This window comes from Pseudomonas sp. Xaverov 259, from assembly GCF_019352915.1.
Lineage (GTDB): Bacteria > Pseudomonadota > Gammaproteobacteria > Pseudomonadales > Pseudomonadaceae > Aquipseudomonas.
In genome coordinates this window covers 244,318-256,684 of record NZ_JAAAFV010000072.1, presented here as the reverse complement: position 1 = coordinate 256,684, position 12,367 = coordinate 244,318, and the positions used below count along the sequence as shown (strand labels likewise).

12 protein-coding genes and 2 pseudogenes are annotated in these 12,367 nt (G+C 59.4%); 6 read left to right on the top strand and 8 right to left on the bottom strand.

Annotation, left to right across the window (positions count from 1 at the left end; all coding sequences use genetic code 11):
• Positions 1-58 precede the first annotated feature (58 nt).
• Both K0H48_RS29875 and K0H48_RS29870 read right to left on the bottom strand, forming a co-directional pair.
• Positions 59-1,171 (bottom strand): TIGR00730 family Rossman fold protein, encoded by a 1,113-nt coding sequence (locus tag K0H48_RS29875; RefSeq protein WP_219337782.1) that lies wholly within the window; start codon positions 1,169-1,171, stop codon positions 59-61.
• A 379-nt stretch (positions 1,172-1,550) separates the two neighbouring features.
• The gene (locus tag K0H48_RS29870; RefSeq protein WP_219337781.1) at positions 1,551-1,985 is read right to left on the bottom strand and encodes a PA3611 family quorum-sensing-regulated virulence factor; all 435 of its coding nucleotides are present in this window, start codon (positions 1,983-1,985) and stop codon (positions 1,551-1,553) included.
• A 178-nt stretch (positions 1,986-2,163) separates the two neighbouring features.
• Here K0H48_RS29870 and K0H48_RS29865 point away from each other — a divergent pair, with 178 nt between their 5' ends.
• From K0H48_RS29865 to K0H48_RS29855, 3 genes are all read left to right on the top strand, one after another.
• Positions 2,164-2,883, top strand: coding sequence for a tRNA-uridine aminocarboxypropyltransferase (locus K0H48_RS29865; protein WP_219337780.1), 720 nt, complete (start codon positions 2,164-2,166; stop codon positions 2,881-2,883).
• Positions 2,884-3,021: 138 nt separating this feature from the next.
• Positions 3,022-3,672: a response regulator transcription factor ErdR gene (erdR, locus tag K0H48_RS29860; protein WP_056857592.1), complete on the top strand. Its 651-nt coding sequence runs from the start codon at positions 3,022-3,024 to the stop codon at positions 3,670-3,672.
• 75 nt (positions 3,673-3,747) lie between these two features.
• On the top strand, positions 3,748-4,110 hold the full coding sequence (locus K0H48_RS29855) for a diacylglycerol kinase (protein WP_017137081.1): 363 nt from the start codon (positions 3,748-3,750) through the stop codon (positions 4,108-4,110).
• A gap of 3 nt (positions 4,111-4,113) precedes the next feature.
• Here K0H48_RS29855 and K0H48_RS29850 read toward each other — a convergent pair whose 3' ends face one another.
• Positions 4,114-5,040: a LysR family transcriptional regulator gene (locus tag K0H48_RS29850; protein WP_026013711.1), complete on the bottom strand. Its 927-nt coding sequence runs from the start codon at positions 5,038-5,040 to the stop codon at positions 4,114-4,116.
• Positions 5,041-5,164: 124 nt separating this feature from the next.
• Here K0H48_RS29850 and fpr point away from each other — a divergent pair, with 124 nt between their 5' ends.
• A complete protein-coding gene (gene fpr, locus K0H48_RS29845) occupies positions 5,165-5,944 on the top strand; it encodes a ferredoxin-NADP reductase (protein WP_003189055.1) in 780 nt (259 codons plus the stop codon).
• Between the two features lie 148 nt (positions 5,945-6,092).
• Here the strand turns inward: fpr and tsaA are convergent, their stop codons facing one another.
• The 5 genes from tsaA to rimO all read right to left on the bottom strand — a co-directional run bounded on the left by tsaA (position 6,093) and on the right by rimO (position 10,230).
• On the bottom strand, positions 6,093-6,788 hold the full coding sequence (gene tsaA, locus K0H48_RS29840) for a tRNA (N6-threonylcarbamoyladenosine(37)-N6)-methyltransferase TrmO (RefSeq protein ID WP_219337779.1): 696 nt from the start codon (positions 6,786-6,788) through the stop codon (positions 6,093-6,095).
• 3 nt (positions 6,789-6,791) lie between these two features.
• Complete coding sequence (locus tag K0H48_RS29835) at positions 6,792-7,253, bottom strand: DUF1456 family protein (RefSeq protein ID WP_219337778.1); 462 nt, start codon at positions 7,251-7,253, stop codon at positions 6,792-6,794.
• 69 nt (positions 7,254-7,322) lie between these two features.
• Positions 7,323-8,033 (bottom strand): rRNA pseudouridine synthase, encoded by a 711-nt coding sequence (locus tag K0H48_RS29830; protein WP_219337777.1) that lies wholly within the window; start codon positions 8,031-8,033, stop codon positions 7,323-7,325.
• A 242-nt stretch (positions 8,034-8,275) separates the two neighbouring features.
• Positions 8,276-8,743, bottom strand: coding sequence for a GNAT family N-acetyltransferase (locus tag K0H48_RS29825; RefSeq protein ID WP_138816545.1), 468 nt, complete (start codon positions 8,741-8,743; stop codon positions 8,276-8,278).
• Between the two features lie 158 nt (positions 8,744-8,901).
• Positions 8,902-10,230, bottom strand: a complete 1,329-nt coding sequence (gene rimO / locus K0H48_RS29820; protein ID WP_170875830.1) for a 30S ribosomal protein S12 methylthiotransferase RimO — start codon at positions 10,228-10,230, stop codon at positions 8,902-8,904.
• Between the two features lie 181 nt (positions 10,231-10,411).
• On the opposite strand from rimO, the pseudogene K0H48_RS29815 reads away from it, so the two are divergent.
• Both K0H48_RS29815 and K0H48_RS29810 read left to right on the top strand, forming a co-directional pair.
• Positions 10,412-10,866: pseudogene (locus tag K0H48_RS29815) on the top strand (hypothetical protein); the annotation flags it as partial.
• Positions 10,839-11,809, top strand: a pseudogene (locus tag K0H48_RS29810) (hypothetical protein). The pseudogenes K0H48_RS29815 and K0H48_RS29810, both read left to right, overlap by 28 nt.
• Positions 11,810-12,367: the final 558 nt, after the last annotated feature.

The window sequence follows — 12,367 nt, the reverse complement described above, 5'->3', positions numbered from 1 at the left end:
CCCGATAAAACAAAAGGCCCACTACGACAGTAGTGGGCCTTTTTTTTTGCCTTAAAAATCACGCCGGCTCCGGCGCCACCCGCTGCTGTGTCTTGCCCTGAGCCTGAGCCCAGTTCTCCGGCAAATTGATGTAGTCCACCAATTCCCGCAGGCGGCCCTGATCACGGCCATTGAAGTTGAACACCAGACGGGTCAAATGGCTGAACCTGGGCTCATCGTGTTCCTCGCCTGTGTAAGCAAGCTGCTGAAACTCACCACTCAGGCGCAGGCTGGCGAACTCCGTCTGCAAATGGGCCAAGGCCCGCTCACTGAGCCGATGGTTCATGCGCACCACAAACTCACGCTTCAACCAACGCGTGGAATGGAAGTTGGCATAGAACTGGTTGATCTCCGCCACCGCTTCTTCAGCACTGTAGACCAGGCGGAGCAGCTTGAGATCGGTGGGCAGGATATAGCGATTGGCCTCCAGCTGGTTGCGGATAAAGTCCAGCGCGCCTTGCCAGAAACCGCCGCCGGGGGCATCCAGCAGCACCACCGGCACCAGCGGGCTCTTGCCGGTCTGGATCAGGGTCAGCACTTCCAGTGCTTCATCCAGGGTGCCGAAACCGCCTGGGCACAGCACCAATGCATCGGCTTCCTTGACGAAGAACAGCTTGCGCGTAAAGAAGAAGTGGAAAGACAGCAGGTTGTCGGTGCCATCAATGGTCGGGTTGGCGTGCTGTTCAAATGGCAGGGTGATGTTGAAACCCAGGCTGTGCTGCAGGCCAGCGCCTTCGTGGGCAGCAGCCATGATGCCGCCGCCGCCGCCGGTGATCACCATCAGGTCCGATTGTGCCAGCAGTGCGCCGACTTCCCGGGCCAGGGCGTACAACGGGCTTTCGACCGGTGTGCGTGCCGAGCCGAACACGGTCACCTTGCGGCGGCCCTTGAACTGTTCCAGTACGCGGAAGGCGTTCTCCAACTCGCGGATCGCCTGCAAGGTGATCTTGGCGTTCCAGCGGTTGCGGTCGTCCTGCGCCATGCGCAGCACTGTGAGGATCATGTCGCGATAAAGGGGGATATTCGGGCTGTTGGGAGCGACCAACTGGAGTTGTGCGTCGACCTGCTGCGTGAGGTCAGCGCCGTTTGCTTCAAAATGACGGAGCAGGCGGTCATTCGGTTCGTAAGGCATTCAACTTCTCCTTCTTCACAGAACCTGGGCCATCGGCGAGAGATTCGTCCGCGGCCACGACACTGCATGTGTCGCTGCACGCCCTTGGCGTTGCACGGTGTTCGCCAGGCGGCAAAACGGGCTCTGTATGTTCCTTGTGATTTGGAAACCTTTGCACTGCAAGTCGCAGGAGGGCAACCTTCTTTTGCCCTGAAAATATTACAGAACGGCGTGGAAAACGCTGTGGATGGGCTGCCGGGATGGCTTGATCATGAGCCGAAAAACCCATGGCTGGCAACCGCTTATTGGTCACTCATCACGCAGTTTAGTCGTTGCCGGGCAAATGCAGCGGGGGAGGTGTGCGCCACTGGACAGTCGCGCACGATAATCGAACGGTGGTTTACTTTTTCTTCTTGGCCGGTGCCGGGCAATCGGCTTCCACGAACTTGACCGAGGCTACCGGGCGGTTGGTCTTGTTCTCGGTGATTTCATAACGCATCACGGCGCCCTTGGCCATCAGCTCGCGGTAGCCTTTGTTCAGGCACACGCTTTGACCCAGCTGGAAATACACGGCCTTTTGGTTGGCGCGCATCTGTTCGGCACGATCCGGCTGCACACTGAGGTGATCGATCAGTTGCATGCCTTCAACGGTGTAGGCCACTTCCAGGGTTTTGTCATCGATTTCCCGGGGCAGGTCCTTGTTGCTTTCGGCCGCGACGCTTTGCAGCTTCCTGTTCATTTGGGCCTCCAGCAGCGACGCCGCGTGGGCACCCATGGGCAGAACCAGCGCAAGGGCGACGGATGGGGCAACAAGACGCAGCATGGAACGCAGCATGAAACTCTCCTGATTCGGTTACTGGTGCATAGACCAGCCACTGCGCTGTGCGTTCAGTGGCGCGCAATTATAGGTGACCGCTTGCCACTACAGCCAGGCGTATCGCTGGTAAACTGCGGACACTTAGCCTTGTTCGAGTTTTTTCTGTGTCGATTGACCTCTGCTCGCGGTGCAGCCGATGAGCCACGCTGTCTCCCGCTTGCGTACCCAGCGCCTGGCGCGCGCCGTCCGGCCGTTTCTAAACCGCGGCTCACGGGCCGAACGTTGCCCCGGCTGCCGGGTGATTCCCGAGTACTGCCTGTGCGCCTGGCGCCCGACAGTGCAGGCCCGCTCCGCCATGTGCCTGTTGATGCATGACGTGGAACCGATGAAGCCCAGCAACACCGGCTGGCTGATCGCCGATGTCATCGACGACACCACCGCGTTCGCCTGGTCGCGCACAGAAGTGGACCCCGAGTTGCTGGCCCTGTTGGCCGACCCGCAATGGCAGCCTTATATCGTGTTTCCGGGCGAGTTCGTTGCGCCTGAGCGGGTGTGCAGCGAGGTCAAGGTGCAAGACGGCAAGCGCCCGTTGTTCATCCTGCTCGACGGCACCTGGAGCGAAGCGCGCAAGATGTTTCGCAAAAGCCCTTATCTGGAGCATTTGCCGGTGTTGAGCCTGGCGCCCGAACAGCTGTCGCGCTACAAGCTGCGCCGGTCTAAACGTGATGATCATTTCTGTACTGCCGAGGTCGCTGCGCTGTGCCTGGAACTCGCTGGCGACCCAGCCGCCAGCGAGGTACTGGATGCCTACCTCGATGTATTCAGCACGCATTACCTGGCGGCTAAATTCCAATTGCCGGTGGACCCTGCGGACAGCGTGCACACGCGGCTCGCGCCCCATATCCCGACGGTATAACCAGACGACGTTTGCATGATGGCACCGTAAACACGCAACCCGCTAAAATGCCCACGGGCGTAGTGCTTGACCCCCCAGACTGCGCTGGGCATGCTGGGCGCCGATCAGGGCTCCCCTAAAAACAGGATCATTTAATCAATGGCCACATACGAAATCCTGATAGCTGATGACCATCCGCTGTTTCGCAGTGCGCTGCATCAGGCCGTCACCTTGGGCCTTGGCCCTGACGTGAACCTGGTGGAAGTCGCCAGCATTGCCGAACTGGAAGCCCGCCTTAACGAAAAGTCCGACTGGGACCTGGTGCTGCTCGACCTGAACATGCCCGGTGCCTATGGTTTCTCGGGGCTGGTGCTGTTGCGCGGGCAGTACCCGCAGATCCCGGTGGTGATGGTCTCGGCCCAGGAAGACGCCGATGTCGTGGTGCGCTCCAAGGAATTTGGTGCCAGCGGCTTCATTCCCAAGTCCAGCGCCATGGAAGACATCCAGAATGCCGTGCGCAAGGTGCTTGACGGTGATGTGTCCTGGCCGCCGCAAGCGTTTGAAGAAATCAACGTGTCCGACGAAGCCAAAGCCGCCCGTGATGGCCTTGCCAGCCTGACACCCCAGCAGTTCCGAGTGCTGACCATGGTCTGCGAAGGCCTGCTGAACAAGCAGATTGCGTACGAGCTGAGTGTGTCGGAAGCGACCATCAAAGCCCACGTGACGGCGATCTTCCGCAAGCTCGGCGTGCGCACACGCACTCAGGCGGCGCTGCTCTTGCAACAACTTGAGTCAATTTCGCAGCATTAAGCTGTACCCGATTCACGCTTTTTTGACTTTGCGTGATCTAGTTTCCCCACTTCTTTGGTTCAGTTGCCTACATCTATGTCGCCTTTCAAGGGTCAAACCGGTATCAAACGTATCTTCAACGCAGGGGGCTATTCCCTGGATGGCCTGCGCGCAGCTTTCACCGGCGAGGCGGCATTCCGCCAGTTGGTGTTGCTGAACGTGATCCTGATCCCGCTGAGTTTCTTCCTGCACGTCAGTCGGGTCGAGCGCGCCTTGCTCATTGCGGTCTGCCTGCTGGCCTTGATCGTTGAGTTGCTCAACTCGGCGGTGGAAGCGGCTATCGACCGGATTTCCCTCGACCGCCACCCGCTGTCGAAAAACGCCAAGGACATGGGCAGCGCCGCGCAATTTGTGGCGCTGACCATGATCACCCTGGTGTGGGCCGTGATCCTGATCTAAGCCTCAGGCAATATTCGGCAGCACGATCTCGTCGCTACGCTGAACCCCTGCGGTGAAGGCGCGGCACAGTTCCAGGAACTCGCGCATCGCCGAGGTCTGATACTTCTGTTTATGCCAGATGAAGTAGAACTGCCGGGCCAGGTCCAGGTCCGGGGTTTCCACCGGCACCAAGCTGCCGCGACGGAACGCATCGCGTAGCGCCAGCCGGGAAATGCAGCCAATCCCCAACCCTGACTCCACTGCGCGCTTGATCGCTTCGGTGTGTTCCAGCTCCAGGCGGATATTCAGCGCGCTGCGGTGATGGCGCATGGCCTGGTCAAAGGTCAGACGCGTGCCCGAGCCCTGTTCGCGCAGGATCCATGCTTCGTGGGTCAGCTCTTCCATGGTCGCCACACCGCGCTTGGCCAAGTGATGCTGCGGCGCACAGAACACCACCAACTCATCCTCGACCCAGGTTTGCACCTCGATGTCCGGGTGGCTGCAGTCGCCTTCGATTAGACCCAGGTCAATTTCGTAATGCGCCACTTGGTGCACGATATTGGCAGTATTCTGCACATGCAGCTTCACCTGGCTTTCGGGGTGCTGCTGCATGAAGCTGCCGATCAGCAGGGTGGCCAGGTAATTGCCGATGGTCAGGGTGGCGCCAACCGCCAGGGAGCCAAAGCCCGACTTGCCGTTGAGCAGGTCTTCGATTTCCTTGGCCTGGTCCAGCAGGGCCACGGCCTGGGGCAATAGCTGATGGCCGAGGGCGTTGAGGCTCAGGCGCTTGCCCGCGCGGTCGAATAATTGGCAGCTGGATTGACGCTCCAGCTCGGTGATCGAGGTGCTGGCGGCGGATTGAGATAAGGCCAGAAGGCCAGCAGCGCGTGAGACGCTTTCCTGCTGGGCGACGGCGACGAAGACTTGCAGTTGACGTAGAGTAAATCGCATATCGATATAACCGATAACCCTTATCTTAATAATCCAGTTAACAGATATTGTCGCCGCCATTAGAATGCTGTGCAATTGCGCATCTCATCTTTGGCGCAGACCCATTTCCAGGAGTTCCCCGTACATGAGCAACATGAACCACGAACGTGTCCTCAGTGTTCATCACTGGAACGACACGCTGTTCAGCTTCAAGTGCACCCGCGATCCGGGCCTGCGCTTCGAGAACGGTCAGTTCGTGATGATCGGCCTGCAACAGCCCAATGGCCGCCCACTCATGCGCGCGTACTCCATTGCCAGCCCGAACTGGGAAGAGCATCTGGAGTTCTTCAGCATCAAGGTGCCCGATGGCCCGCTGACTTCCCAATTGCAGCACTTGAAGGAAGGCGACGAGATCATCATCAGCAAAAAACCGACAGGCACTCTGGTGCTTGACGATTTGAAGCCGGGCAAACACCTGTACCTGCTCAGCACCGGCACTGGCCTTGCTCCATTCATGAGCGTGATCCAGGACCCGGAAACCTATGAGCGCTTCGAAAAAGTGATCCTGTGCCACGGCGTGCGTTACGTCAACGAAGTCGCTTACCGCGAATTCATCACCGAGCACCTGCCGCAGAACGAATTCTTCGGTGAGGCGCTGCGTGACAAGTTGATCTATTACCCGACCGTGACCCGCGAACCGTTCGAAAACGAAGGCCGCCTGACCGACCTGATGCGCAGCGGCAAGCTGTTCAGCGACATCGGCCTGCCGCCGATCAACCCCGAGGACGACCGCGCCATGCTGTGCGGCAGCCCAAGCATGTTGGACGAGACCAGCGAAGTACTGAACAGCTTCGGCCTGAAAGTTTCGCCGCGTATGCGTGAGCCGGGTGATTACTTGATCGAGCGCGCGTTCGTCGAGAAGTAAACACTGCTCAAAAAAATGTGGGAGCCGGTTTGTGTGGGAGCTGGCTTGCCTGCGATAGCATCACCTCAGTTCAACTGAATGACCGAGGTGTCTGCATCGCAGGCAAGCCAGCTCCCACATGAGCGGCTCCCACAGTTATTTTCGGCGTTTACTTGGCTGGAACCACTTCCAGCACACAAATCAGGCCCGCCTCTGGATAGTGCCAACGCACATCCACATCCCAGAACTGCGCGCCGTATTCACGCTCAGGCCCTGGCGTCTGATACGCCGGTCGTGGGTCCTGGGCCAAACACTGCTCGATCAGCGCCACCAGCGGCTCATCAAGGCGCTGCGCATGGCCTTGCGCCTGCAACAGGGCGGCCTTCAACCACTGCACGGGAATCAGCTGCGGCGCACTGCTGGCAATCTCATTGGTGGCGGTGTCAATGATGTCCGCGTACGGCACGTACGGCTTGATATCCAGCACCGGCGTGCCGTCGAGCAAATCGATCCCGGAAACCCACAGGCGGCCCGGCTCGACCTTATCCAACTTCACCACCGACTGGCCAATGCCGTTGGGGCGGTGCGTTGCGCGGGTGGCGAACACGCCCATCGATGTGTTGCCGCCCAGGCGTGGCGGCCGCACCTTGAGGCGCGGCTTGTCTTCCAGGGCCTGGTGGAACAGAAACAGCAGCCACACATGGCTGACTTGCTCCAGGCCCTGCACCGCCTCGCCCTGGTCGAACGGCGCCACCAGCTCCAGCACGCCGCGGGCGGCCGGGGCCAACTGCGGCTGGCGCGGGATGGCGAACTTCTCCTTGAAGCAGGAGCGCACGAAGCCGACGGGCGAGACCGAGTAGCTCATGGCTTACGCACGAACTCGCAGCGTCAGGCCCTTGAGGAAGTTGCGCAGCAACTGGTCACCACAGGTGCGGTAGTTGGTGTGACCGAACTTGCGAAACAATGCGCTCAGCTCAGGCTTGGACACCGGGAACTCAGCAGCCTTGAGGATGGCGTGCATGTCGTCTTCCTTCAGTTCGAAGGCCACGCGCAGCTTCTTGAGGATGATGTTGTTGGTCACCGGGGTTTCGATCGGCTGCGGCGGACGGCTTTCGTCCTTGCCACGCTTGAAGATCACCAGGCCATCGAGGAAGTGCGCCATGACGTCGTCCGGGCAGAACACAAAACCTTCTTCCTCGTCTTTCTTGAGGTAAGTCAGCAGGTCTTCCTTGGTGACGTCCATGCCGCCGATTTTGATGATCTCGACCATCTTGTTGTCGCTGATGTCGAGCATGTAGCGCACGCTGCGCAATACGTCGTTGTGAATCATGGTGGGCAATCCTGGTATTCAACTGAGGGCACCGCGCAGAGTCGCCGGTGCCGAGAAAAGGGGGGCGGCTTAGAACTTCTCTTTGCCGGACAGGTAACGCCATTGGCCGACCGGCACCTTGCCGATGGACACGCCGCCGATGCGGATGCGACGGATGGCGATGACTTTCAGGCCGACCGCTTCGCAAAACAGGGCGATCACGCCCGGTTGCGGGTTTTTCAGTGCAAACCGCAGGCGGTTTTCGTTCTGCCAGCTGGCTTTGACGGCCGGCAGCTCTTTGCCTTTGTAGGTCAGGCCGTGGTTCAGGCGGTTGAGGCCATGGGCAACCATGTCGCCTTCAACCTCGACCACGTATTCCTGCTCGATCTTGGCGGCATCGGCGGTCAACTTGCGCAGAGTCTTCCAGTCCTGGGTGAACACCAACAGGCCGCTGGCCTTGGCCTGCAGGTCGGCGCTGGCGGTCAGGCGCAGGAAGTGGCCCTTGAGCGGGCGTTTGCTGAAACGGTGCTCTTCGGACAGCGTCTCGGCGCTGATCGAGGCCATCGCCGTTTCCACATTCACACCCACCGGGGCGTGCAGCAGGATGGTCACCGGTTCCGGCACCGTGGCTTTAGCCTCTGGGTCCAGCTCGACCTTCTGGGTGGTGACCTTGAATTGCGGTTCGTCGATCACTTCACCGTCCACCGAGACCCAGCCGCCTTCGATGAACAGCTCAGCCTCCCGACGGGAGCAACCGACCAGTTCGATAAGGCGTTTGGAAAGGCGTATGGGGTCAGTCATGACAAGGGCCGTAGCAAAAGGGGGCGGCTATTGTACCTGTGTGGCGCCGGTTAATCCCGGACCCATTTCAGCGTAGTGGCTTTATTGGTTGGTACACGGTTCAAAATGTGGGAGCGGGCTTGTGTGGGAGCTGGCTTGCCTGCGATGGCATCACCTCGATTCCAAATGCACGACCGAGGTGTCTGCATCGCAGGCAAGCCAGCTCCCACACAAGCCAGCTGCCACATGTCTTCGGTGTTGTGTCACCCACTACGCAGCTGTTGTTGGCGCAAGCGCATATGCAGCAGCGGGTACGGCTGGCCCAAGCCATCATGCTCCGCCCGTCCGACCACCTCGAAACCCTGCTTGAAGTAGAACCCCAGGGCCTGCGGGTTCTGCTCGTTAACGTCCAAGGCATCGGCATTCAGGTGCTCGATCGCGTATCGCAGCAATTGCCGACCCAAGCCCTGGCCACGGTACTGCGGGTCGATAAACAGCATCTCGACCTTGCCCGCTGCCACCCCGGCAAACCCGGTGATGCGCTGGCGCGCGTCCTTGGTGCAGATCAGCATCACCGCGTCCAGGTAGCGCGTCAGCACCAGCTCTTTGAGCAGTACGATGTAGCTGTCCGGCAAAAAATCATGGGTCGCTCGCACGGAGTCTTCCCAGATTTGCGCCAATTGCGCGTAGTCGCTGGTTTTAGGTGTGTGGATAACCGAATGCTGACGCATGCCCGCTGCCCCTTGCCGATGATCGGCGCTGATGGGCAAACGATAGACCTAAAAAAGCCCCGCATCTTGCTCAGACACGAGGCTTTTTCAATTTTTCACGCCGATCGTTCCCACGCTCTGCGTGGGAATGCCTCGCCGGACGCTCTGCGTGCGCAGAGCTAGTCGCGCTTTTCAGCCCACAGGTCGTACTCGTCAGCATCTGTCACGGTGCACCAGACCTTGTCACCCGGCTTCAAGCCGCTGGCATCGTCGATAAACACGTTACCGTCGATTTCCGGCGCATCGAAGAAGCAACGGCCCACTGCGCCTTGCTCGTCGACTTCGTCGATCAGCACTTCGATTTCCTTGCCAATGCGCAGTTGCAGGCGCGCCGAGCTGATGGCCTGTTGATGGGCCATGAAACGCTCCCAACGTTCCTGCTTGACGTCGTCCGGCACGATGGCCGCATCCAGCAGGTTGGCCGGAGCGCCTTCCACCGGCGAGTACTGGAAGCAACCAACGCGATCCAGCTGCGCTTCGGTCAGCCAGTCCAGCAGGTACTGGAAGTCTTCTTCGGTTTCGCCTGGGAAGCCGACGATAAAGGTCGAACGGATGATCAGCTCCGGGCAGATCTCGCGCCAGTTCTTGATGCGCGCCAGGGTCTTGTCTTCAAAGGCCGGGCGTTTCATGGCCTTGAGGACTTTCGGGCTGGCGTGCTGGAACGGGATGTCCAGGTACGGCAGGATCTTGCCGGCGGCCATCAACGGGATCAGCTCGTCGACGTGCGGGTACGGATAAACGTAGTGCAGGCGCACCCATACACCCAGGCTGCTCAAGGCTTCGCACAGTTCGGTCATGCGGGTTTTGACCGGCGCGCCGTTCCAGAAACCGGTGCGGTATTTCACGTCGACGCCGTAGGCGCTGGTGTCCTGGGAGATCACCAACAGCTCTTTAACGCCGGATTTGACCAGGCGCTGGGCTTCGTCCAGCACGTCACCCACCGGGCGACTGACCAGCTTGCCGCGCATCGACGGGATGATGCAGAAGCTGCAGCTGTGGTTGCAGCCTTCGGAAATCTTCAGGTAGGCATAGTGGCGCGGCGTCAGCTTGATGCCTTGCGGCGGCACCAGGTCGATCAGCGGGTTGTGGTCCTGGCGCGGCGGCACCACTTGGTGCACGGCATTGACCACCTGCTCGTACTGCTGCGGGCCGGTCACGGCCAGCACGCTTGGGTGCACGTTGCGGATATTGCCTTCTTCCACACCCATGCAGCCGGTGACGATGACCTTGCCGTTTTCCTTGATGGCTTCGCCGATCACTTCCAGGGACTCAGCCTTGGCCGAGTCGATGAAGCCGCAGGTGTTGACCACCACCACGTCGGCGTCCTGGTAGGTGGACACAACGTCGTAGCCTTCCATACGCAGTTGCGTAAGGATGCGCTCCGAGTCGACCAGAGCCTTCGGGCAACCCAGGGATACAAAGCCGACCTTGGGGTTGGCTTTTGCGATGGTGGTGGACATGTCTAACCTCGGTATTGAATGACGCCGCCAGTCGGGCACGACACGGCGGTAGACGGGCGCTTGGTGCGCCTCTGATCAAAAAGTGCGCAATTCTATCGACGGGCAGCGCGCTTGACCAGCTTTATACGGGGAAATGCGACGAGTGCGGCGTGGCTATCAGTTGCCCTCAGTTGGTGTTTGCCGGGAGCTGGCTGCAATCCTGACAAATCCGCTGCCGCTGAACCTGCGCCATGTCGAATTGACGGCGGACAGGTCTGCTCGTTCGTGTACCAAATCAGCTCTACGCCGGCGTGAAAGCGCTTTTTCTATAGCCTGGCCGCTGGCTATCAGGCGATGGACGGCCTAGCCCGGGTTTTCGACATTTCTGACTTTATCTGTCAGCAGCAGGGTGACGGGAAGGTTTTCGTGGGCAGTTGTACTGACGGCTTCTTTGGAATTCGCCCGCCCCTGCAGCTGCCGGTGGAACTATTCGACGACTACCAGGGCAACCAAAGCGCGATGATTGCAGCCCTTCCCGGGTTGCGACCAGGTGCAACGATCAACCACGGCGAGCGCATCACCAGTGTCGCGCTCATCGACAACCAGATGGCCATCCGATGGACGACGCAATCCGCCGCAGCGTAGAACGACAATTCCCCGAACTCACCGGTGGTGACCTCCTGCCGCGCTTTGCCCGGGTCGTCGCCGTGGCCGACGCGCCCGCCGGCGCCGGGATCTGTGACGACTTTCGGCCACGCTACGCGGTCGACATCGAGGTCATTGGACCGGACGGCGAGCCAGACACCAAGCTGGCGATCCTTGCCGGCGTGCCTTTGCCGCTGCCCATCGGTGGCGAGGAAATGGGCATCTATGCGTTCCCCGAGGAAGGCACCCAAGTTGTGGTGTGCTTTGCCTACGGCCTGCCACACAAGCCCTATATCCAAACCATTTTGCCCCACGGTCTGAGCATGCCCAGCGTCCCGAAGGGTGACCAGGTATGGCAGCACAGCGAAGCCTGTCAGCAGCCTGTCGACGCGGACGGCAATTGGCTGCGCCAGACTGACGGCAAGATCCTGGACAAGGCGATCGAGCGAGAAGTGGAAGCGATGGGCAACACTGAGCGCTACCAGAGCCACAACAGGACCGTGGACGATCATTCAACCGAATCGGTAGGGGGCATTAAGACCCTTGAAGCCCTGGACGCGCTTAAGCTGCTGTCGGGCGGATCTGCGAGCCTGGCAGCGGTGGATGACTTGCACCGGGCGACCGGGCGCGACTTGAACCTGGTGGTAGGGCAGAAGCACAACGCCACGGTGGGTGGCGACATGGAGGAAAGGATTGAGGGTTGCGTAAGAGTGTGGCAGCGGTAAATCAACGAATGGTGGCGCCCAAGACCTGGTTGGGTTCCGAGGGAGTCAACGTGCAGCAGGTGCTGTGTGATTTGCTCGAGCTGGTCCAGCAGATGAACTCTCAACTGGCGGGTCACACCCACGGGCCGACGCCAGTGCCAGGTAATGCCGCTGCCTTTACTGTCAATTCAGTTGACGCACAGAAAATGCTATCAAAAGTTCAAGCAGTCACACTATAGGTCAGTTGCTTGTTCATGTTTGATAGCGTTTTCTGTGTATGAACTGTCGTTTATAAATGACATGCAGAGCGCCCGGGAAATCATAACTAACGCCCGGGCACTTACTTGTTGTGCTTGGGGTGTTACCGTTCGTCGGATTGATATTAGGTCTTTAAGTCCTAGTAATAATCGACATAAAAAAAGATCAAAAAAAATCTTTACACCCCAACCCCGCGAAAACACTAGCTTGGTGGGGTGCCCCGGGCGCAGCAGCAGACCGCCCGGGAGCCAGAAACGACAAAGCCCGCACGGGGCGGGCTTTGCGTAGATGCGATCGGGTATATTCCCTTCGGAAAAAACCGTGGTAGCATCTGATCAACTACTTAACACTGTACAGCTTTGGATCTAGACACTTCGAAGCGTATGGGTCTGCGACTCGCCCGTCAAGCCCGATCACTTGTCGAACTGTCGTTAGTTATGAGATTTAATCACTCGATTGAATCGTAAATAATTACGACTGGTCAGCAGGCTGGTTCGTAAACTTGCAAGGCGAGTTACCAGTTAGGTGGAAACTCCGTA

Bases quoted from the DNA above. Each gene is read 5' to 3' on its own strand.
- K0H48_RS29875 (WP_219337782.1), bottom strand. From the start codon at position 1,171: ATGCCTTACGAACCGAATGACCGCCTGCTCCGTCATTTTGAAGCAAAC.
- K0H48_RS29870 (WP_219337781.1), bottom strand. From the start codon at position 1,985: ATGCTGCGTTCCATGCTGCGTCTTGTTGCCCCATCCGTCGCCCTTGCG.
- K0H48_RS29865 (WP_219337780.1), top strand. From the start codon at position 2,164: ATGAGCCACGCTGTCTCCCGCTTGCGTACCCAGCGCCTGGCGCGCGCC.
- erdR (WP_056857592.1), top strand. From the start codon at position 3,022: ATGGCCACATACGAAATCCTGATAGCTGATGACCATCCGCTGTTTCGC.
- K0H48_RS29855 (WP_017137081.1), top strand. From the start codon at position 3,748: ATGTCGCCTTTCAAGGGTCAAACCGGTATCAAACGTATCTTCAACGCA.
- K0H48_RS29850 (WP_026013711.1), bottom strand. From the start codon at position 5,040: ATGCGATTTACTCTACGTCAACTGCAAGTCTTCGTCGCCGTCGCCCAG.
- fpr (WP_003189055.1), top strand. From the start codon at position 5,165: ATGAGCAACATGAACCACGAACGTGTCCTCAGTGTTCATCACTGGAAC.
- tsaA (WP_219337779.1), bottom strand. From the start codon at position 6,788: ATGAGCTACTCGGTCTCGCCCGTCGGCTTCGTGCGCTCCTGCTTCAAG.
- K0H48_RS29835 (WP_219337778.1), bottom strand. From the start codon at position 7,253: ATGATTCACAACGACGTATTGCGCAGCGTGCGCTACATGCTCGACATC.
- K0H48_RS29830 (WP_219337777.1), bottom strand. From the start codon at position 8,033: ATGACTGACCCCATACGCCTTTCCAAACGCCTTATCGAACTGGTCGGT.
- K0H48_RS29825 (WP_138816545.1), bottom strand. From the start codon at position 8,743: ATGCGTCAGCATTCGGTTATCCACACACCTAAAACCAGCGACTACGCG.